Genomic DNA, 19,361 nt, shown 5'->3' with positions numbered 1-19,361 from the left:
GGACCTGCCCCAATCGGGCAGGGACCCGCGCCCGGCGACCTCTCAGCGCTGCCCGAGCTCCACGGGCACCGCATGCCGCAACCGCGCACATCGCGGACACCGAACCAGCCGCCCGGGCCCGATCCGCGCGGCCCCGAGCTGCTGCAGCGGGAACGAGGCGGTACTGAACACATGCCCTTCGGCACAACGGACGACGGTGCGCTCCATCGAACCCATCAAGTCCCTTCCCCGACAAGTGGTGGACGAGACAGCCACATTAGGGGATGAACAGGACACGACTCCAGGCGGCACTCCGCAGGGGACGGCTACGTCGCGGGGGCGGGCATGGGGTACAGTGTCCGAGTCTGCGGTACCGATCTTCGGACCGCTGCGCGGATGTAGTTTAATGGTAGAACATGAGCTTCCCAAGCTTATAGCGCGGGTTCGATTCCCGTCATCCGCTCCATAGCAAAGCCCCAGGTCAGAGACCCGGGGCTTTTGTGTTGTCCAGACCTATCTAGGGCTCGCGTGCCAGATTCGTGCCAGATGCCTTGGCGCGTAGCGCCTGCACGCGGGCGTTGATCCCGGCCGCCACCTCGCGCTGCCGCTCCAGGTTCGAGTGCTGGTAGATCATGGCCGCCTTCTCCGAGGACTGGCCGGCGCGGACCATCGTGTCCTTGAGCGTCGCCCCGGACTGCGTCGAGAGCGTGTGGCCGGTGTGCCGGCGGTCGTAGAAGGTGAACCCCTCCGGCAGACCGGCCGCCTAACGCGCCTTCTTCCACTTCCGACCGAACGTCGTACGCAGGAAGGGGGCACCCCGCTCCCCCACGAAGAGCAGCCCGTCCGGCTTCTGCTCGGCGTAGAGGTACATGTGGGTCTTGAGGTCCTTCGCCATGAAGGCCGGCAGGACGATGAACCTCTTGCCCGCCTCGCTCTTGGTGTCGCCGGGCGCACGGCGGCCGGTGTTGAGCTCGGGCTCGGCGCGGCGGACCCACACGCCGACGTTGGCGAGGTCGACGTCCGAGCGCCGAAGCCCCGCCTGTTCCTCCGGCCGGGCCTGGCCGTACGCGGCGATGTAGACCATGAGGCGCCAGCGCGGGCCCATGGCCTTGGCGACGGCGTCGACCTGGTCGACAGTGGCAGTGGGCCGCTCGGCCGGGGTCTCCTTGCCCGCACCGGGAATGCGGCACGGGTTTCGCCGGATCAGCTCGTCGTCCGTGGCTGTCTCCAGGATCGCCTTGAGCAGACGGTAGGACTTCGCGACGGTCGTCGAACCCGTCGCCTTGAGTCGTCCCGCTCACCAGGTTCGGACGCGAGGCGGGGTGATCTCGTCCAGATCGACGGTCCCGAAGGTGGGGAGAAGGTGCAGCCGGAGCAGTCGTCGGTACAGCTCTTCTGTGGTCTCCTCCAGGTCGCGTTCCTCGACCCACTGGAGCGCGTACTCGGCGAAGTTCACGGCCCCGGCGTCCGGGTCCCGCCAGTCACCTTTATTGATCTCGGTCTGCTTCTCGGCGAGCCAGTCATCCGCGTCCCTCATGGTCGCGAAGGTGTTGGGCGCCGGACGCATGACGCCGTCAGGCCCCGCATACCGCGCCTGGAACCGGCCCGAGGGCAGCTTGCGGATGGCTCCGAACCGGCGCCGCCGCCCACGACTGTTGGCCATCAGGCAGCCCTCCCGAAGCGCGAGCGGACACGGGGCCGGGCGGGCTCGACGGTGTTGGCCGCGATGTACTCCTGTACGGCACTCTCCGGGATGCGCACGTGGGTCCCGACCTTCACGTACCGGATGCGCCGCTCAGCGACGAGGCGCCGGGGGAACCGGACGCTGGTGCCCAGCAGTTCGGCGACCTGGACGACAGACAGGTATCGATCACTCATCTCGTTCCCCCATGAGTTCTTCGCGGGCGATCTCGCGGTTGTGTTGGATGTCGCGGCGGATGTTGGCGGCGAGCCAGGACTCTCCCGGGGTGGCCCCGTGGCCTGCGTAGCTCCAGTGGGAGACGACGAGGACGGTGGCTTCGGGGTGTTCGTCGGGGTCGGGCAGGCCGAGGGCGGTGCGTTGCTGGGCGGCGCGGTAGTCGGCGCGGACCTGGCGTAAGGCGCCGAGGGTGGTGGAGTAGCGGCGGGATTTGGTGGAGAAGTGGCCACGGAAGCCGAGCATGTGGGCCCAGGCCCTCAGCCGTCGGTCCGGGTAGGCCGACGCCGTCATCGAGGACATGCACACCATCGCCGACGCGCTCACCACGGCATAGCCGAGGGGCAGCCAAGGGACCTGTTACAGGTTTCTCTACCTCATCAAGGCACCCACCGCGCACGGCGCGGTAGCGCGGCCCGTCGCCCGGGCCTGCGCTCCTGTCTACGCCCCGCTCCAGCCCGGCCGCCGGCCGCACGCCTAACAGCTCGGGTTGATGAGCAGCCAAAGCAGGCCTTCAAGCACGGCAACCGTCACATGGCACGCGTAGCCACGAGCACTGCCGACTGCGGCCAAGACGGGCGACCAAAGAGTGGCCAGCGGCGAGGGAAGGGTGGCCTCTTGCGCGCGGCCAGCCGACTGCCGGGCCTGACTAGGGCGGGGCGCCGTACCCTCGCCGTCACGGATGACGAGAGCGTGAGGCGACGACCGCACCACCGGGAAGGGGCGGGCGGGGAGCAGCTGCTGCCGCGATGTGGCGAAGGCCGGTGTGGTCGCTCCGCGTCGGTACCAGTATCACCGTGGCTGATGAGCGTGTCGCCTCGGCGCCAAGATCTGCGCCCGCTCCACTGCATCGCCGATTTCGACCCCTTGTGACGGCCCATCTGCCACGATGCTGAAAGCTGGTTGGGAGGAAAGTGTGAAGTCTCAGGAATCGCGCGTTTCGATCGAGTTGGTTGAACACCCCGCGTACTACCCCGAGGAGGCTTGGGACCTCGACCTTGCCCACCTCGATATGTTCACCGAAGAGGTGATGGAGGAGCTGGCAACCATCTCGTGGGCCGAGGGCAATGAGTACCCCAACTTCAACGCCGTCTCCGCGAAGACCAACCAGCTCAACTGGGGTGCCTCCGGATCCTTCACGGAGATCTTGATGCAGGTTTCCGTGGGCGCGGCGGGGGGTGCTGGCGGGACAGCTATCCACGCAGCGATCAAAATGGTCTACGAGAAGCTCAAGAGCCGATCGCAGGGGGAGTCCTGGAGCAACATTCCATCGGCAGATGAGGCCGCTAGGTTGGCGAAATCCCGGCTGCATCAGCACTACGGAGTGGCGGTCGACAAGCTGCGCATAACGGGCTCGAACGTGGACGCTGACGCGGAGCGCTACGAGATCGATTTCGTCCATGAGGACGGCAGAAAGTTCGGTGCAACAGTCGGCGCGATCAAGGGAATCCCCTCCTGCACCATCGTGCGGATGGAGTCCGCTGAGGCAGTGTTGCGCCCGCTGCCGGATCCGCAGAGCCAGGGAACCTGATCTACAAGTCTGTTCACCTCCGTTCGATGTGGGAGGTGGTGCGCGGCCGGCGCTGGCAGGTCACCCCCTGGCCATCGACGAAGCCCGGCCGTCGGTTAGGTCCCGGACGAGTCTCCGGGCCGCCCCCAGACAGGCCGGGGATGCAACCATTCCCTTCAGAGCTGGAACCCCCGGAAGCCGACCGCGCGCTTGAGACCATAGAGGCCGGCACTGACAACGGCCCTGTTCCGTGGCTGGCCGTTGAGCGGTGACTGTCTAGCTCCGGGACAACGCCGACGAACAGCGGCGGACGAGCGCGAACGTCTGCAGACCATCAACGCAGGTTAGAGGCGCACCGGCCCCAGGCCGAGCTCCGACCCGAGGCGCTTCGGGGCGAAGAGGTCGCCGTGCCATTTCCGTGCCAGGTGGGACGGGGAACCACGGATATCGATGGGTGCCGAGAAGGGACGCACGGCTCGACTCGGCACCCGTTTCCGCAGCTCACAGCGCATATCGGCCGTCAAAGATCGGTGATTCCCGAGCTTATAGCGGGGGTTCGATTCCTGTCATCCGCTCGTGAACGAAGGCCCTGGTCAGAGACCAGGGCCTTCGTCGTTGCTCCACGGGAAAATCCCGTGCCGGTTCGGTGCGCGTCTCACTAGCGTGAGCCCGTGAGCGAAGAAACGTGGGCGGGAGTGCGGGAGCGGGTGCTTCGGCTTGCCGAACACCCCAGAGCAGACCAGATCTTCGGGGCACGGGGGCATGGCTTTCGCCTCAGTCCAGTCCTGAGCGAGGAACAGATCCGAGCACTGGAAGCGGACCTGGGCGTCAGTCTGCCAGCGCAGTATCGGAGTTTCCTGCTCCGCGTCGGAAGAGGGGGAGCAGGCCCCGACTACGGCCTGATGACACCGACCATAAGCGACGGTAGGTGGCAGTGGCTCGGCATCGGGCTTGCCTTCCCCGCACAGCCGACCACCGCCGAGTTCGCCGGACGCCCCTTCGTGGCCGAGGCGCTGCGAAGCGAGCTCACCGCGATCGAGACACAGGAGCCCTCGGCGGACGCCTTCGCGACCGACGAGGAGTTCGGTCGCGCGTACGCGGCCTGGAATGCCCGTTACGAGGAGCTGTACGACGCGCAGGAGGCGGGCGCGGTGTTCCTCAGCGAGCAGGGATGCGGCTACACGTCGCTGATGGTGATGACAGGCCCGCACCGAGGTGCCATCTGGGAGGATCTGAGACCGATGGACCGAGGGATCGAGCCGACCGGGCATGACTTCGCGCACTGGTATCGAAATTGGCTTGAGATCACCGAGCAACGGCTCGGGACCTGACATGGGGGAGACGATGCAGTACTGCGAACGCCATGAAATGCACAACTGCGCAGACTGCGCTCCGCGCGTACCTCACGGCAGCGCACCCACCACCAATGAATGGGACGGCTGGCCGGCAGCCGCGATCATCATCCACGCCAGTGGCAAGGCGCACCTTCCGGGCTGCATGCACATCGTCCCGGCCGACATCCGGCCACCCCGCTACGGCTGGGTGCCCACCCCCTCACCCGGAGTATGGCGTCGTCTCACTCCCTCAAGCCCGCTCCGCGCCACCCAAGGCAACACTGGGCGGACGGCTGTGAGCCGCTGCGAGAGCTGCGACGCGACGCAATAGGGGCACCCCTTTGGTGCGCGGACCTCGGCCGGCAGTGCCCTGCCCTTTCCACCGGACCGGCTGTCCGGTGGAGGGGGCGGCCGAGCGATCACCCAATGCACCCCGGGCCCATGTACGCCAGACCGGAGCTCGGTGACAACGGGTTCCTCTTCGTACGCCTTCTGACCTCGCTGCGAATCCGACGCATCTGGCAGTACCGCGCCGTCCCGGCCTTGTCAGGGGCTGCTTAGCGTCCTCAATGGCGTTCTCCGGCCCTGACTGCCCCTGGCTTCCACCCGCCGCCGCGGACCCATGCGGTCGGTCCGGCCTGGCCGATGGAAACCGATGGTTGACGTACTAATCGTCCTCGCCGAAGCCGTACTGGATGTTCTCCTGCTTGCAAGACGGGCAGACGATGTAGGCGTGTGAGTTGTTGCCGTCTTCGTTAGGGAGGTAGCTCGCTTCGCGCGAGAGTGGCGACTGACACCACCGACACGTGCGACCGCCGCCGTTCTTGCCACGGTTCGGCGGGTCAACGAGCGTGCCGCCTTCATCGAAGTAGACCCGCCACCCGAAGCAACTGTCGTTGTGGCATTCGTACCGGCCCGAAAGCTCTCCTGAGTCGGCCCACAAGTCTTCCCCACAGTCGGGACACGACCGCCCCGAGCCGCCGCCGATGCTGCCCGACAACTTGTCGAAGAAGCCCATGGTCGCCCTCCCCTGGACGCCGCTCGTGCGGCGTTATCGCCCTTGCGCAGCATCTTGCCAGCTGGTGACTTCGGTGTCTGTGGACTCCGCCAGGGGACAGGGGCACGTGCCCCATCCGTGCCCTTCAAGGCGGTGAACAGCGGTCATCACGGGTGCGGGCGGGACCTCTCGGCAGACCCAGCAAAGGGGCTTGTCCGCAGGTCAGAGGCCATATGGGAGGCAAGAGCGGCAGTGATTCCCAGACTTATAGCGCGCGTTCGATTCCCGTCATCCGCTCGTGAACGAAGCCCCAGGTCGGCGACCTGGGGCTTTGTCGTGTGGTCCGCCGACGAGTTCCGGTCCCGCAGGGGGCGCCCCGCTGTTGAGGCACATCGGGTCGGCCGGGTCGGGGCAGAGGACTCGGCCACAGCGCATCGGGAGCGGCGGCCCCGCCCGGAAACCCTTGCGCCGGAATCCGCTCGTCCGGCCGCACGGCGGAGTAGGCTGAGGTTACCGGAAGTAACTCGTACACCCGCCGCCACGCGGACGTCGTTTCCGGCGATCAAGACACTGGGCCGCTCCGCGGAGCGGCCCGGGAATGGGTCCGCGATCATGACCGTCATCGCTCCGCCCGTCCCGGCACGTCTGACCCTGACGCCGGAGACCACCCTCGCCGGCTTGTTGGACGGCGCCTGGTGGCCCCGCTCACACGATCTCTCAGTCGAGCTTCCCTCGTTGGTCGACGCGGTGCAGGACCGCTTCGGGCGCATCACGCGCGTCACGGTGAACCCCGCCCGCTGGCCCGTCGTCCCCCACAAGGTTCCTGTCACCGGGCACACCGTGCACGTGGGCTGGTTCGCCGAACAGGATCCCGACAAGATGATCCTGCTCTCCTACGCCGTCGGCCGCTGCGACCTGCTGGTGATCCCGCCCGGGACCGAACCCGCCGCGGCAGCCCGGCTCATGACCGCTGCCGCCACCCCCGGCGGCGTCCTCACCGCCGGCGTGCTGATGTCCGGCGAAGCCGCGGCCGCCCGCCGCACGCGGGACGCCCGAAGCCGCGAGGACTCCTGGGAGACCGACGGCGGGGCCGCCCCGCCGGTCCTCCGGCACCCGGTCGTCGGGGCACGGATGATCTCCGTGCCGGGAAACGTGCGGAGGTGACGACGTGGAGATCCTGATCACGCTCGCGGCGGGAGCCCTCCTGATCGTGCTCGGCCTGTTCCTGATCCACCGGCTCAACGCCCAGCACGACGCGCGCATCGCGGCCCACCGCTTCAGCGCCCCCTTCCCGGCCGTCGCCCGGCCGCCCGGCCATAGCCCCCGCAGTGCGTCGGGACAGGCACCCACCGGCCGCAGGCGCACGGGCATCCGGCTCTGACCCAGAACCACTCCTCCGACCGAAGGCCGCGGGCGGGGCGCCCGGGACGACCCGCCCGACGGCCCGCTCCGCCTCGGCACCAACCGGCCCGGAGTCGTACGATGGAACCAGGATCAAGCACTCTCACGTGCGGCGATCCGGAAGGGCGGCCCTGGCGGAGTGAATACGCCGGGGCCGTTGTGACGACTGCCGCCGTGAGGTTCCCGCATCCGCGAACCGAGGCACACCGTGGTCCTCTCCCTGTCCTGCTGATCGTCGCGGTCGCGCTGATCATCATCGGCGCGACCGTCGACGGGATGCTGTATCTGGCATCCATCGGCACGCTCCTCCTCATCGCGGGCATCCTCCACCTCGCCGTGAGGTCGGTACCGCACCGCCGACGCACGGCGCACTGAACCCCTTTCCCGACCACGGGCCGTCCGGGCCCGAAAGCCACGCGTGGCCGGGCCGACGGGTGTCGCACGGCCACACCCTTTATCCGCTCCTGTGCGAAGCCCCGGGTCCTCGACCCGGGGCTTCGCCGTCGTCCGGACCTCTCGGGCCGTCACCGGGCCGCGTGACGGCGGGTGGAGCGGGGAGGGCACAGGGCCAGGCGGAAAAGGCCCGCCACGAACACCGCGATGCCGATGAGAGAGACCGCTACCTCGTCCTCGGCGGGCAGGACGTCGTCGGTACCGATCGAGGGGCTCCGTTTCACCAGCGCCTTGTCGTGGGCGACCCGTACGCCCTGCCAGGAGGGCGTCGCCTCCAGCCGGACAGGGCCGTGCCGGGCAGCACCGCCGTGTGCCCGCGTCCGGCAGGAGTTGGGGGCGAGCGCGGGATGTCCGCTTCGGCCATGACGGATCCGCCCGTCTGCGGATGGGACCGCCGTGGACCGTCGCGGCCCCCGCCTGTGCGGGTGAACGGGCCGCGGGCGGGACGACCGCCCCGTCATGTCACGGTGTCTCAGGACTCTCGTGGACCCACCCGTAGCCCCACGCATGTCAGCGCAAGACATGGAATCCTCTTCCCTATGAGGCCGAACGTCGCCGACCCGGACGCACGCCGGAGTGCCGGGAACACGTCGCGCGCCGCCTCTCACACGGGTGCCGGTTCCGGGGAACGGGAGGAACCGGGTTGCCGAAGTCGTCTCCGCGGCCTGTCGAGGACCGCGGTCTTCGTTCCTGGATGCGTCCTCACCACGGGCCGGCCTTGGTCCGACGGAGTTTCCACGGGCCACCGCGCGGGACGCCCGAGGCGTCGAAGACGCCTGGGAGGCCGATGGCGGGGCCCCGCCCCCGCGTCCCGTCCCCGCCCGGTCGTCGACGCACCGGATGCCCGACCCCGCCCCCTCGGACGACTCCTCCGATCGAAGGCCGCGGACGGGGCGACCGGCACGACCCCGCCCGGCATCCTCCCGCACCGTCCCGAAAGGAACACGCCGTCTTGGAATCCACCGAGAACGAGAGCCTGCCGCAGGCAGGACACGCCGAAGTCCGCGTCGTCGCAGCCACCCCCGAGGCCGCCCGCGCCGTCGCCGAAGTAATCCGCCGGTGCTTCGCCGGCACGGAGCAGCGCAGCTACCCGATCCCCGGCGGTGGCACACGGCTCCACCTCACCGTCGACACCGAGACCACTGCCGAGCCGGCCCGCTCCTGGCTCGACACCAGCCGGCCTTCCACCGGTACCGGCCCGCACGCCGAGGAACCTTAACGGTCGGCCGCACCGCGCGACGCAGCCTCGGTGGCGTTCCACGAGCGGCAGAGACACCTAGCCGCAGGTCAGCAGTGTGATGCTCGAACCGGGGGACCGCTTCCTCTGCTTCACCGACGGTCTGATCGAGGAGCACGAGAGCGGGCAGGAGCAGTTCGGCGAGGACCAGCTCATCGGCTGGGTGAACCAGTTGGAGAAGGAGGACCGAGGCGTCCGCACAGTGGCACGGGACCTGTCCCACACGCTCAAGCGGGCACGCGGCGAAGCCACCTCGGACGACGCCACTCTCGTTCTGGTCGAGTGGCGTGGCTGATCCGCCGTCGTGCCACAACGTGCCAGTAGGGGCGGTCAGCAGCGGACGACAAGGGAGCCGAGCAGGCGGCGAAGAAGCGGCTTCGGGCTAGCGTTTCCGCAGGTCAGAACGTCGGTGTCCGGACCTGTTGGGGGGCAGGTGGCGGTGGGCCTCAAGGCGACAGGGGCGGTGGGCCGGCCGTGGGGTGACCCGTGCTGCGTACGGCCTGGGTCTGGGCCAGTTCGCGCACCGTGGCCATGTCGCTGAAGGGGAGCAGCTTCTCGCCGACGATCTGGTGTGGTTCGCTGCCCTTGCCGGCGATCAGGACCGTGTCGTCGGGGCCCGCCGCGGACAAGGCGAAGGCGATCGCCTGGCGCCGGTCGGTGTAGCGCCGGAAGGGGGTGCCGGTCGCCGTGAGGCCGGGGGCGACCTGGTCCAGGATGGCCTCGGGGTCCTCGTTGCGGGGGTTGTCCGAGGTCAGGACACAGAGGTCGGAATGGGTCCCGGCGATCCGGCCCATCTCGGCTCGTTTGGTGGTGTCGCGGTCTCCGCCGCAGCCGAAGACCGTGATCACCCGGCCGCGGACGAAGCCCCGGATGGCGGCCAGGACCTTGTCCAAGGAGTCCGGCGAGTGGGCGTAGTCCACGATCACCGACGTGCCCAGCGGGGTTCGGAAGCGTTCCATCCGGCCCGGGACGGGCAGCATCCGGGCGAGCGCGTCGACCAGCGGGCCCAGCTCGTGCCCCAGCACGTGGCAGGCTGCCACCGCGGCCAGCGCGTTGGCCACCGAGAACCGGCCGGGGACGGGGATCGAGGCCGGGTAGGCGTGTCCGTCGTGGTGGAGGGCGAACCGCGTGCCCGAGGCACTCACCACGAGGTCGGTGGCCCGGTAGTCAGCCGGGCGATCAAGGGCGTACGTGGTCACGGCACCCGGCATCATCGACACGATGGACGCGCCCACCGGGTCGTCGGCATTCACCACCGCGCGTCGGCACAGGCCCTGGAAGAGCCGCAGTTTGGCGTCCCTGTAGTCCGCCATCGTCCCGTGGTCGTCCAGATGGTCCTGCGTCAGGTTGGTGAAGACCCCGACGTCGATGAACGTACGGTTCACCCGGTGCGTCAGCAGCGCCATCGACGTGGCCTCCAGCACCACGCCGGCCGCCCCACGGTCGCGCATGAACCCCAGGAGGTACTGCAGGTCGGGGGATTCCGGCGTGGTCAGCACCGAGGGCGGCATGGGGATCGGTTCGTCGCCGATCCTGCTTCCGGCGGTGCCGATCACCCCCACCCTGGCGCCCTCGGCGATCCGCAGGACGGACTCGACCATGTACGAGACGGAGGTCTTCCCGTTGGTGCCGGTGATCGCCACCATCTCCATCTGTCGCCCGGGCTCGCCGTAGTAACGGGAGGTGACCACCGCGGCGGCCGTCCTCGCGTCGGGTACCCGGACGACGCAGGTGCCCGCGGGCCATACCCCAGCCGGCAGGGCGGGTGCGCTGCTGTCGACGAGCACGGCGGCGGCGCCCCGGGCCAGGGCGGGCGAGACGGAGCCGGGGCCGCCCTCCCGGTGTCCGGGTACGGCGATGAAGAGCGAGCCCGGCGTCACCCGGTCGGCGTCGAAGGTGGTTCCCGCGGTGATCGACGTCGTGTCCGGATCACCTTGGAGAATGTGGTGCTCCTGCCCGGCCAGCAATGCGCTCAGCTTCACAATGATCCCTTCGAGGGGGCTCGGGCCCGGGCGTGCGGCCGTAGCCAGGCGGCAGTGCCGGCGGCATGCCGGGAAACTGCTGTGGTGATGTGGAGCGGAGGAGGCGGAGGCGCGATGCGCTAGCCGTGGCCAGCGGAGGAGCCGGAGGCGTGATGCGCTAGCCGTGGCCGTGCAGGGCGGTACGGCGCGTCTTGGGCGCTGCGGCGAGGGCCGCGCCGGTCGGGTCGACAGCGGTCGGAACCCCGGCGGCCGGGCGCATCTCGGAGGCGGCCTGCTGCAGGCACTGCCTCGAGGAACGTGTGCGACCCATGGGCCGAGTGTACGGCCCGCCCAGCGGCCCGAGGACCGCCTCTGCCTGCGCAGGAAGGCCACCGGCCCGTCACGGCGGCGGCCGGCCGAAACCCTCTTCGGCCACGCCGGCCGGTGTCGAGTGCTGCCTCCTCGGTCGGTGGGGGCTCAGCGACGGGTCGTCGCAACCTCCGGGTTCGTCCCGTCATCCGCTCGTGAACGAAGGCCCTGGTCACAAGACCAGGGCCTTCGTCGTTGTCCGGGGTGCTCCGGGCGTCGCCCGCCGGGGCCGGCCGGGGGCGGTCAGAACTCCAGCACCTCGCGGTCGAGCGGATAGCGCGCGTGGTGGGGGCCGTCGTACGGGGAGGGTGTGATCGGGAGGACGCCGGTCGGCTGGGTGCCCAGGTTGTCGTCCCAGAGGCGGGGTTCGACCTGTCCGACGACGCGGAACTTCCGGAAGGTGAACGGCGGGCTGTCGGTCGGGAAGAACTCGGGCGTGGTCATCACCTGGAAGTGCAGGTGCGGCGTGGTCGAGTTGCCGCTGTTGCCGATCAGACCGAGGACCCGGCCGGGTTCGACGTGGTCGCCTTCCCGGACCTTGAGCGAGCCGGGCGCCAGGTGGGCGTAGAGCAGGTAGCGGCCGGGCGCGACCTCCACGGTGACGTGGTTGCCGACGGTCTGCTCGATCGGCGGGACCGGCGGCGTGACGGGCGGCGTGTTGTCCGGGATGCCGTCCTGGACCTCCACCACCCTGCCGCCGGCCGCCGCCACGACGGGCTGCCGGTAGCTCAGGTAGCTGGTGAGCCGCGCGGGGTCGCCCTCCCAGGTCTGGCCCTGCTCGCCGACCCGGTACCAGTCGATCGCGAAGCGCTGCGGCACGTAGAAGCGGCCGTTGATCGGACCGAGGCCGCGCCGGTGGTGGGTGTTGCCGCAGCACGACTCGCTGGAGTACCAGGTGCCGGGACGGACCGGCGCGTCCAGGTTCAGCGGCGCGGTGCGGTCGGTCGGGGTGATCTGGACCGTCTCCTCGAACGGGGAGGAGCCGGAGGCGGTGAGGACGGCGCCCGAGAGGTGGTGCTCGAGGACCTTGGGCACCCGCCGGTCCTGGTCGAGGACCAGGTCGAGCCAGACGACCCACTGCTGGGAGCCCGGGATGACGGTCGGCGTCGGCCCCGGGGGCGCCGGCGTGTACCCGTCCGCACCCGGCAGCGGGTCGCCCACCGGGTTGGCGGCATCGGCCAGCGCCTGCCCGCTCAGCGCGCCCACGACCCGGTGCGTGCGGGCGTCCCGGACCTCGACCCGGTCCAGCCGCACCCGTGCGCTGCTGGGCAGCGCGTTCGTGGTGAGCAGTTCGTACGAGAGGTGCGTCTTGCCGTCCGTGGCGCGGAACGGCGCCGGTTTGGTCAGCACGGCCGCCGTCAACGGCGTGAACTGGGGGCCGGGCGACGGTGTGGTCGGGCCGGTTCCGTATCCGGGTGCCGTCGAGGCCGTCAGCATGCCGACCGCGAGCACGGCGGCGGCGAGCCCGAGACGTAGCGGGCCGCGGCCGGTGCGGTTGCGAGGGTGGCGCTCTGCCATGGTGCTCTTCCAGTCGTCGGGTCCGGGACCGTGAAGGGCACCGGCACGCCCCACGCCGAGGCGCAGGCCCATGTAATCCGGGCGAGCGACGCTCCCGGCGGACGGCGCCGGAGCCGGGCGCCGAACTACACCCGTCCAGCCGCACCGGACCGCGGAGCGGAAGCCGGCACGTGCCCCGTCCGTGCCCTCCAGGGCGGTGAGCGGCGGTCACCACGGGTGTGGGCAGAGCCTCCCGGAAGGACGTGCGAAGAGACGTGTCCGCAGGTCAGAGGCGTGTCAGTTCCGGGTGGTGTCGTCGGCCGTCTCGTCGGTGTTCTCGGTCGCGCGGGCCTTCTCGCGCATCTTGCGCACCAGGTCCGCCTTCCGGTCGGCGGCGTTCTGGCGGTCGAGGTTGCGGTGCGGGCCGTTGTTCTGGCGTTCGGCGCGGGACAGCTTCTTGCGCTGGCCGCCGCCCTGGCCGACGGGGTTGTTGATGTTCTTGCTGTCGGTCACGGGTTCTCCCGGTGGTGAGGTGCGGTGTTCTGCCGATGTCGTGGCGCCGGGGACGGGCGCGGCGACGTCCCAGGGCGTCAGCCGCGGTCCGTCACGCTCTCACTCGTCGATCGGCGTCCGGAAGAACATGACAACGACGGTACCCGCTTCCGTAGGCCCCGCATGCCCGGCGTCTCGTGCCGGGCGCGGGCGACGCGGCCGGCGGGGGCGGGGGTCGGAGCCCGACCGCGCGTGACTTGATCGACGCCGGAACACGGCCGCCGTCAGGCCCCTCGGGACCCGGGCGGAGGCGTTTCCACGTGCGAGGGGTACGGGCGACGGCCGGGACGTGTGACCGCGGTGTGACCCTTTGCGTAACACCCGGGGGGCCGGGGCGGATCGAGGCCGGGGTGATCATATGATCGCAGTCGATCGACACGGGGGATTCACGATGGCAATGGATCACGAACCGGGACTGAACCTCGCTCAGGCGGGCGGCGGTGACACGGACTTCGCCTCGACACCGGCGCAGAAGAAGGCGGCCGCCGGAACCGTCGAGACCGAGTTGGAGCCGAACACCAAGAAGGCCGCCGAGCACGCGGACGAGGCCACCGGTGCCGCGCGGAAGGGCTTCGACGGGTGGGAGACGGCCGCCGGGCTGAAGACCGTCGAGGACACCTGGAACAGGCAGGTGAAGACCCTGATGAACCGACTGGCCGCGGAGAAGAACGCGTTGCGCGGTGCGTCCGGGCTCTTCGCCGGCAATGACATCGGTGTGGGCGACCAGTTGCTCGCCCAGTCGAAGCTGAACACCCTCTAGGCGCCCGGATGCCCACCTACCACGAGATCATGACCACCGACCTCGGCCTCCTGACCACCGCCGCCTCCCAGTGGGAGGCGATGGCCGGGGAGTTGCACAAGGTCGAGAACCGCTACCGCGACACCGTCCAGAAGATCTCCATGGGCCCCGCCTGGACCGGCGTCAGCGCCGGCGTCGCGGAGGCCGACTTCGCCGCCACGCGGTACGAGTACTCCGCCGCCCAGAGCCAGGCGAAGGCGATCGCAAGCCTCCTGCGGGACGCCCACGAGAAGCTCACCGACCTCAAGAAGAAGCTGGAGAGCGCCCGCGACGACGCGAAGGCCGCCGGCATGACCGTCTCCGCCGAGGGGCGCGTCGCGTTCGACTGGTCGGCGCTCACGCCCGCCGAGCGCAGCGCGTACCGGCACGACGTCGACGGCAAGAAGGCCGTCCAGGACTCCGTCGCCTCCTGGCAGAAGCACATCGACGACCGGGTGCGGGCCGCGACCGAGGCCGACACCTCCGTGAAGACCGCCCTCGCCGCCGCCGTCGTCGACAGCAACAAGGACGCCTTCGGCAAGGGCGCCGACGGCACCCTGAACGGCTTCAACGCCCACGCCGAGGGCGACCTGGCGAAGGCCGGCGCGCCCTCGGACGACAAGGCGACGACCAAGACCGACGGCTGGAAGTCCGAGGGCAAGGCCTCGGCCACCGGGCCCGGCGCCGAGTTCAAGGTCACCGGCCCCGCCTACGGCAAGGAAGCCTCGGTCAAGGCGGCCGCCGACCTCTTCCACCTCAAGGCGGAAGGGACGACGACCAACGGGGACTGGAAGCTCTCCGGGATCGCCGACGCCTACGGAGGCGCCCGGGCCACCGCCAACTTCGGCTTCACCGAAGCGGGCCTCAACGCCAAGGCCGAGGCGTCCGCCGGGCTCCGGGGGCTCGCCGAGGGGCGCGCCGAGTACGGCCCCTACGTCGGTGCCTACGGACGCGCCGAGGGCTTCGCCGGCGCCGAGGCGAGCGCCGGTCTCAAGGCGGGCAAGGACGGTGTCGTCGTCAACGCGAAGGCGTTCGCCGGGGCGAAGGCCTCCGTCGCCGGCGGCGCCGAGGTCGCCGGCATCGGCTTCGGCGCCACCGCCGAGGGCTGGGCCGGACCCGGCGCCGAAGCCAAGTGGGGCTACGAGAAGAACGACGAAGGCGTGTACAAGTTCGGCGGCAAGGTGGGGCTCTCCCCCGCCCTCGGCGGCTCCGTGGGCCTCGAGTTCACCGTCGACCCGGACAAGGTGGGCAAGAGCGTCGGCGACGCCGCCGACGCGGTGGGCGGCGCGGTCGGGGACGGGGTCGACGCCCTCGGGGACGCCGCCGGCTCCGTGAAGAACACCGTCGGCGGCTGGCTGCCCTGATGTACTTCCCCTGGAAGGAGGGCCTCCGATGCCCCTGACACTGCCGGTCCCGATCGAGTTCCGGCTGCCCGACGGCTGGCAGCCGGCCGCGCCCCCCGAGGGCCTCGACGCCCCGGACGTGGCCTTCGCGGCGGCGTACCCGCACCCGGACCGCGGGTTCACCGCCAACATCACCGTCGCCGGCGAGGTTCCGCCGGAGGCGGCGGCCCTGTCCGATCTCGCCGACGAGTCCGCGCGGCGACTGAGCGCGTTCGTGGATCCGGTCGCCGTGGCCCGGCGCCAGGAGGTCGGGTCCCCGGACGCGCCCGCCCTGACGCAGCTGCTGACCTTCCCGGCCGTCGTCGGCGAGGTCCGGCTCGACCTCGTCCAGTCCCAGGTGTTCCTCACCTTCCCGGACGCGCACGATCCGCGCAGGCGGGCGGTGATCCGGCTGGTCCTGACCGCCACGGCGGACCAGCACGACGAGGTCGTCGGCGACTTCCGGGAGTTCGTGCGCAGCGTGCGGCCGGACACCGGGGCGGAGGCGTAGCGATGGGCTTCCTGGACGGTTACTTCGGCACCCGGCACCCGGGCCCGGGCGTCGCCCGGCGTTCCCCGCTGGAGGTGCGGTCGGCGCTGCTGGCGCTCAACGGGCCCGGCGTCCCCTTCGTCGTCCGCAACGGGACACCGAAGGAGGGCGACCTGGTGGCCGAGTGCCGCCTCCCCGAGCTGCGCGTACGCCTCTGGACCCGGATGCGTCTGGACGCGGCCAAGGGCGAGGTGCGGGCCGTCGACGAGCAGTGGGAGGTCTCGCTGACCGAACACGTCCTCGGCCAGCGCAGCCGCGGGCCCGCGAACGCCGTGTACCGGGTGTGGGGGAAGGAGACGGGGCCCGACGGGCGCGAGCGCAGGGTCGAGACGTTCCGTTTCGAGACCCGGCAGATGAAGGACCCCCTGCGCCAGACGGTCCTCGACGCGGGCTGGACCTGGCGCGGAGTGCTCTTCCGGCTCTGAGGGGCGCGGAGCCCGGGGGCCGGGCGCGGGCGCGGAGTCCAGGGGCCGAGTCCCCCGAAGTGCGCGCCCGCGCGGCCCTGTTCGTCTCCGTTCGCCTCCGTTCGTCAGCGTCGCGCGGGCCGCCACACGTCCGGGTGGTTACTGACCGTCACACGGCTTCCGGGCGTTCCGCGGCCCGCCGACCCGCCAGAGTTGATCAATGATCATCGAGCCGGCGCAGAGCCCGCACTCCTCCGACGAGACCTCCTCCTCGCCCCTCCCCGACCCCTCGCCCGGCCCCTCCCGCCGCACCCTGATCGCCGGGGCCGGTGCGGTGGCCGGGGCCGGGATCGTCCCCCTCGCCGTGGAGGCGTCCGGAGCCGCACCCGCAGCGGCCCCGGGAGCGGCGCCGGGAGCGGCCGGCGGTGCGGAGTGGGCGGCGTGTCTGACGGTCGCCCGCGCCATCCTCGTACGGGACGAGGCGGACGAGCCGCTCGTGCCCCGGTACGCCGACATCCTGCTGCGGGACGGGCTGCCCCGGTCCCGCCGTACCAAGAGCGTGCTCGTGGTCGGTGCCGGGCCCGCCGGGCTCACCGCCGCGCACCTGCTGCGCCAGGCCGGGCACCGGGTCACCGTCATCGAGGCCAACGGCAACCGGGTCGGCGGGCGGATCAAGACGTTCCGCGCCGGTGGGCACGAGCGGTCCGAGCCTCCCTTCGCCGACGCCCGCCAGTACGCCGAGGCCGGCGCGATGCGCATCCCCGACAGCCACCCCCTCGTCACCGGGCTCATCGACGGCCTCGGCCTCCGGCGCCGGCGCTTCCACCTCGTCGACGTCGACGGGAGCGGCCGCCCCGCGTACCGCACCTGGATCCTGGTCAACGGCATCCGCGTCCGCCGCGCCGACTACGCCCGCGACCCGCGCGCCGTCAACCGCTCCTTCGGCGTGCCCGCGCGCCACGAGACGGTCCCCGCCGCGCGGATCCTGCGCGACGCGTTCGCGCCCGTACGCCGGGAGATCGAGGGCAAGGAGGGCAAGGCCCTCGTCGAGGGCTGGGCCCGTGTCGTCCAGCGGTACGGCCACATGTCCATGTACCGCTTCCTCAGCGACGAGGCGAAGCTCGACGAGCGGACGGTCGACCTGATCGGCACCGTCGAGAACCTCACCTCCCGGCTCCATCTCGCCTTCATCCACAGCTTCATCGGCGCCTCGCTGATCAGCCCGGACACCGCCTTCTTCGAACTCCCCGACGGCACCGGCACCTTGGTCGACGCGCTCTACGAGCGGGTCGAGGACCTCGTACGGCTCGACCGGCGCGCCACCCGGATCACCCACGGGAACGGCACGGTCACCGTCGACACCGTCTCGGAGGGCCGCGGGCCGCGCGGTGTCGAGCGGGAGAGGTTCACCGGCGACACCGCGATCATCACCGTCCCCTTCTCGGGGCTGCGCCACATCCCCGTCACCCCCGCCCTGTCGTACGGGAAGCGGCGGGCCGTCACGGAGCTGCACTACGACGCCGCCACGAAGGTGCTCCTGGAGTTCAGCCGCCGCTGGTGGGAGTTCGACGAGGCCGACTGGAAGCGCGAGCTGGAGGCCGTACGGCCCGGGCTGCACCGGGAGTACCGGCTCGGCCGGACGCCGGACGACGGGAGCCTGCTGGGCGCCCACCCGTCCGTCCCCCGGGGCCACATCTCCGGCGCGCAGCGCGCCCACTACGCCGCCGCCCGGCACATCGCCCGCGACCAGCCCGAGGCGGCGCACGTCGTCGGCGGCGGTTCGGCGACCGACAACCCCAACCGCTTCATGTTCCAGCCGTCCCACCCCGTCGAGGGCAGCCCGGGCGGCGTCGTCCTCGCCTCCTACAGCTGGTCCGACGACGCCCTGAAGTGGGACGCCTTCGACGACGCGGAGCGCTACCCGCGCGCGCTGGCCGGTCTGCAGGAGGTCTACGGGCAGCGGATCGAGGTCTTCTACACCGGCGTCGGCCGCACCCAGTCCTGGATGCGCGACCCGTACGCCTACGGCGAGGCGTCCGTCCTCCTCCCCGGCCAGCACACCGAGCTGTTCCCGCACATCCGTGAGCCCGAGGGCGGCCTGCACTTCGCCGGCTGCCACACGTCGGTGAAGCCGGCGTGGATCGAGGGGGCGCTGGAGTCGGCGGTACGGACCGCCCTGGAGGTCCATCTGAAGGACTGACCGGCCCCGGGTGCGGGCGGCCCGGGCGGCTTCACCGGTACACGCCGCCCGGTGCCGGTACACAATGAAGGTGTGGCATACGTAGCCGTGACCGCGCTCAGCCACGACGGGCTGGTGCGCGAGCACAACGAGGACAGCCTGGCCGTCGGGCCGTGGATCCTGTGCGGGACCGTGACCGAGACGCCCCAGACCTTCGTCTTCCCGCTCGGCAGGCCGCTCGTCGTCGCCGTCGCCGACGGCCTCGGCGGGCAGCCCGCCGGCGAGGTGGCCAGCGCGCTGGTCGTCCGCCGGCTCTCCTGGCTCGGGCACGCGCTGGACGGCGAGGAAGCGGTCCGCGACGCGCTGGAGCTGTGCAACCGCGCGGTGTACGAGGCCGCCGGCGACGATCCGGGGCTGTTCACCATGGGGACCACCGTCGCCGGCGTGGTCGTCCTGGAGGACTCCCTGCTGTCGTTCAACGTCGGCGACAGCAAGGTGTACGACGCGACCGGCACGGCGCTGCGCCAGCTCAGCGTGGACGACAGCCCGCCGCCCGCCCCCGGGCAGCGCATCACGGCCGTGGTGACCCAGACCCTCGGCGGCGGCCCTGACCCCGCCCCCGTCACCCCGCACGTCTCCGCCGCCCCGCTCTCCGTCGGCGACCGGCGCCTGGTGTGCAGCGACGGGCTGACCGACCCCGTACCGGACGAGGAGATCGCCGCGCTGCTGCGGGTGCACGACGACGGCCGGGCCGCGTACGAGCTGTGGAAGGCGGCCATCGACGCCGGAGGGCCCGACAACATCACGCTCGCGCTGGTACGCGTCGGGGCATAACGCCGGGGTGGCGCCGCCGGGGGTATCCG

19 protein-coding genes, 1 tRNA gene and 3 pseudogenes are annotated in these 19,361 nt (G+C 71.0%); 14 read left to right on the top strand and 9 right to left on the bottom strand.

The features are described from left to right. The first annotated feature begins 371 nt into the window (after positions 1-371). A tRNA-Gly gene (locus tag ACZ6RC_RS20640) sits at positions 372-445 on the top strand. A 51-nt stretch (positions 446-496) separates the two neighbouring features. Here the strand turns inward: ACZ6RC_RS20640 and ACZ6RC_RS20635 are convergent. The 3 genes and pseudogenes from ACZ6RC_RS20635 to ACZ6RC_RS20625 all read right to left on the bottom strand — a co-directional run. Next, positions 497-1,642: pseudogene (locus ACZ6RC_RS20635) on the bottom strand (tyrosine-type recombinase/integrase). Then, positions 1,642-1,857 carry a helix-turn-helix domain-containing protein gene (locus ACZ6RC_RS20630; protein ID WP_469585181.1) on the bottom strand — a complete coding sequence of 72 codons (216 nt, stop codon included), beginning with the start codon at positions 1,855-1,857 and terminating at the stop codon, positions 1,642-1,644. The pseudogene ACZ6RC_RS20635 and the gene ACZ6RC_RS20630 overlap by 1 nt, the downstream one beginning before the upstream one ends. Then, a pseudogene (locus ACZ6RC_RS20625) lies at positions 1,850-2,176 on the bottom strand (replication initiator); the annotation flags it as partial. The gene ACZ6RC_RS20630 and the pseudogene ACZ6RC_RS20625, both read right to left, overlap by 8 nt. Positions 2,177-2,810: 634 nt before the next feature. Between ACZ6RC_RS20625 and ACZ6RC_RS20620 the strand changes: the two are divergent. Together ACZ6RC_RS20620 and ACZ6RC_RS20615 are read left to right on the top strand one after the other, a co-directional pair. After that, positions 2,811-3,425 carry a hypothetical protein gene (locus tag ACZ6RC_RS20620; RefSeq protein ID WP_469585178.1) on the top strand — a complete coding sequence of 205 codons (615 nt, stop codon included), beginning with the start codon at positions 2,811-2,813 and terminating at the stop codon, positions 3,423-3,425. A gap of 650 nt (positions 3,426-4,075) precedes the next feature. Beyond that, a complete protein-coding gene (locus tag ACZ6RC_RS20615) occupies positions 4,076-4,735 on the top strand; it encodes an SMI1/KNR4 family protein (RefSeq protein ID WP_469585175.1) in 660 nt (219 codons plus the stop codon). Between the two features lie 670 nt (positions 4,736-5,405). Here the strand turns inward: ACZ6RC_RS20615 and ACZ6RC_RS20610 are convergent. Next, on the bottom strand, positions 5,406-5,756 hold the full coding sequence (locus tag ACZ6RC_RS20610; RefSeq protein ID WP_469585173.1) for a hypothetical protein: 351 nt from the start codon (positions 5,754-5,756) through the stop codon (positions 5,406-5,408). Positions 5,757-6,347: 591 nt separating this feature from the next. Here ACZ6RC_RS20610 and ACZ6RC_RS20605 point away from each other — a divergent pair. From ACZ6RC_RS20605 to ACZ6RC_RS20595, 3 genes are all read left to right on the top strand, one after another. Next, on the top strand, positions 6,348-6,899 hold the full coding sequence (locus tag ACZ6RC_RS20605) for a DUF5994 family protein (RefSeq protein ID WP_469585170.1): 552 nt from the start codon (positions 6,348-6,350) through the stop codon (positions 6,897-6,899). Positions 6,900-6,903: 4 nt separating this feature from the next. Then, positions 6,904-7,116, top strand: coding sequence for a hypothetical protein (locus ACZ6RC_RS20600; RefSeq protein WP_469585167.1), 213 nt, complete (start codon positions 6,904-6,906; stop codon positions 7,114-7,116). 194 nt (positions 7,117-7,310) lie between these two features. Beyond that, entirely contained in the window at positions 7,311-7,511 is a 201-nt protein-coding gene (locus tag ACZ6RC_RS20595) for a hypothetical protein (protein ID WP_469585163.1), read from the top strand. A 149-nt stretch (positions 7,512-7,660) separates the two neighbouring features. Here ACZ6RC_RS20595 and ACZ6RC_RS20590 read toward each other — a convergent pair whose 3' ends face one another. Further along, positions 7,661-7,813: a hypothetical protein gene (locus tag ACZ6RC_RS20590; RefSeq protein ID WP_469585160.1), complete on the bottom strand. Its 153-nt coding sequence runs from the start codon at positions 7,811-7,813 to the stop codon at positions 7,661-7,663. Positions 7,814-8,541: 728 nt separating this feature from the next. Here ACZ6RC_RS20590 and ACZ6RC_RS20585 point away from each other — a divergent pair. Next, positions 8,542-8,808, top strand: a complete 267-nt coding sequence (locus ACZ6RC_RS20585) for a hypothetical protein (protein ID WP_453615810.1) — start codon at positions 8,542-8,544, stop codon at positions 8,806-8,808. Positions 8,809-8,869: 61 nt separating this feature from the next. Then, positions 8,870-9,121 (top strand): annotated as a pseudogene (locus ACZ6RC_RS20580) (SpoIIE family protein phosphatase); the annotation flags it as partial. 151 nt (positions 9,122-9,272) lie between these two features. On the opposite strand, the gene ACZ6RC_RS20575 reads toward ACZ6RC_RS20580, so the two are convergent. From ACZ6RC_RS20575 to ACZ6RC_RS20560, 4 genes are all read right to left on the bottom strand, one after another. Next, positions 9,273-10,808: a UDP-N-acetylmuramoyl-L-alanyl-D-glutamate--2,6-diaminopimelate ligase gene (locus ACZ6RC_RS20575; RefSeq protein WP_469585157.1), complete on the bottom strand. Its 1,536-nt coding sequence runs from the start codon at positions 10,806-10,808 to the stop codon at positions 9,273-9,275. Positions 10,809-10,965: 157 nt separating this feature from the next. Further along, positions 10,966-11,118 carry a hypothetical protein gene (locus ACZ6RC_RS20570; RefSeq protein ID WP_391140128.1) on the bottom strand — a complete coding sequence of 51 codons (153 nt, stop codon included), beginning with the start codon at positions 11,116-11,118 and terminating at the stop codon, positions 10,966-10,968. 281 nt (positions 11,119-11,399) lie between these two features. Next, entirely contained in the window at positions 11,400-12,674 is a 1,275-nt protein-coding gene (locus ACZ6RC_RS20565) for a M23 family metallopeptidase (RefSeq protein ID WP_469585151.1), read from the bottom strand. Between the two features lie 276 nt (positions 12,675-12,950). Further along, entirely contained in the window at positions 12,951-13,166 is a 216-nt protein-coding gene (locus ACZ6RC_RS20560) for a DUF6243 family protein (protein ID WP_391140126.1), read from the bottom strand. Positions 13,167-13,602: 436 nt separating this feature from the next. Between ACZ6RC_RS20560 and ACZ6RC_RS20555 the strand changes: the two genes are divergently transcribed. From ACZ6RC_RS20555 to ACZ6RC_RS20530, 6 genes are all read left to right on the top strand, one after another. Beyond that, complete coding sequence (locus tag ACZ6RC_RS20555) at positions 13,603-13,965, top strand: hypothetical protein (protein WP_453615818.1); 363 nt, start codon at positions 13,603-13,605, stop codon at positions 13,963-13,965. An 8-nt stretch (positions 13,966-13,973) separates the two neighbouring features. Further along, positions 13,974-15,347 (top strand): hypothetical protein, encoded by a 1,374-nt coding sequence (locus tag ACZ6RC_RS20550; protein ID WP_469585147.1) that lies wholly within the window; start codon positions 13,974-13,976, stop codon positions 15,345-15,347. A 28-nt stretch (positions 15,348-15,375) separates the two neighbouring features. After that, positions 15,376-15,876, top strand: a complete 501-nt coding sequence (locus tag ACZ6RC_RS20545) for a hypothetical protein (RefSeq protein ID WP_453615824.1) — start codon at positions 15,376-15,378, stop codon at positions 15,874-15,876. A gap of 2 nt (positions 15,877-15,878) precedes the next feature. Then, positions 15,879-16,340 (top strand): hypothetical protein, encoded by a 462-nt coding sequence (locus ACZ6RC_RS20540; RefSeq protein WP_469585140.1) that lies wholly within the window; start codon positions 15,879-15,881, stop codon positions 16,338-16,340. 199 nt (positions 16,341-16,539) lie between these two features. Then, positions 16,540-18,519, top strand: coding sequence for a flavin monoamine oxidase family protein (locus ACZ6RC_RS20535; protein WP_469585137.1), 1,980 nt, complete (start codon positions 16,540-16,542; stop codon positions 18,517-18,519). A 72-nt stretch (positions 18,520-18,591) separates the two neighbouring features. Further along, positions 18,592-19,332: a PP2C family protein-serine/threonine phosphatase gene (locus ACZ6RC_RS20530; protein WP_469585134.1), complete on the top strand. Its 741-nt coding sequence runs from the start codon at positions 18,592-18,594 to the stop codon at positions 19,330-19,332. Positions 19,333-19,361: the final 29 nt, after the last annotated feature.

The organism is Streptomyces sp. NPDC048353 (genome assembly GCF_055587165.1).
The sequence above is the reverse complement of the archived record's forward strand: the minus strand, read 5'-3'. Positions and strand labels throughout refer to the sequence as shown.

Excerpts from the sequence above, each read along its gene's own strand:
- ACZ6RC_RS20630 (WP_469585181.1), bottom strand. The coding sequence starts at position 1,857 with ATGAGTGATCGATACCTGTCTGTCGTCCAGGTCGCCGAACTGCTGGGC.
- ACZ6RC_RS20610 (WP_469585173.1), bottom strand. The coding sequence starts at position 5,756 with ATGGGCTTCTTCGACAAGTTGTCGGGCAGCATCGGCGGCGGCTCGGGG.
- ACZ6RC_RS20605 (WP_469585170.1), top strand. The coding sequence starts at position 6,348 with ATGACCGTCATCGCTCCGCCCGTCCCGGCACGTCTGACCCTGACGCCG.
- ACZ6RC_RS20570 (WP_391140128.1), bottom strand. The coding sequence starts at position 11,118 with ATGGGTCGCACACGTTCCTCGAGGCAGTGCCTGCAGCAGGCCGCCTCC.
- ACZ6RC_RS20565 (WP_469585151.1), bottom strand. The coding sequence starts at position 12,674 with ATGGCAGAGCGCCACCCTCGCAACCGCACCGGCCGCGGCCCGCTACGT.
- ACZ6RC_RS20555 (WP_453615818.1), top strand. The coding sequence starts at position 13,603 with ATGGATCACGAACCGGGACTGAACCTCGCTCAGGCGGGCGGCGGTGAC.
- ACZ6RC_RS20550 (WP_469585147.1), top strand. The coding sequence starts at position 13,974 with ATGCCCACCTACCACGAGATCATGACCACCGACCTCGGCCTCCTGACC.
- ACZ6RC_RS20545 (WP_453615824.1), top strand. The coding sequence starts at position 15,376 with ATGCCCCTGACACTGCCGGTCCCGATCGAGTTCCGGCTGCCCGACGGC.
- ACZ6RC_RS20540 (WP_469585140.1), top strand. The coding sequence starts at position 15,879 with ATGGGCTTCCTGGACGGTTACTTCGGCACCCGGCACCCGGGCCCGGGC.
- ACZ6RC_RS20535 (WP_469585137.1), top strand. The coding sequence starts at position 16,540 with ATGATCATCGAGCCGGCGCAGAGCCCGCACTCCTCCGACGAGACCTCC.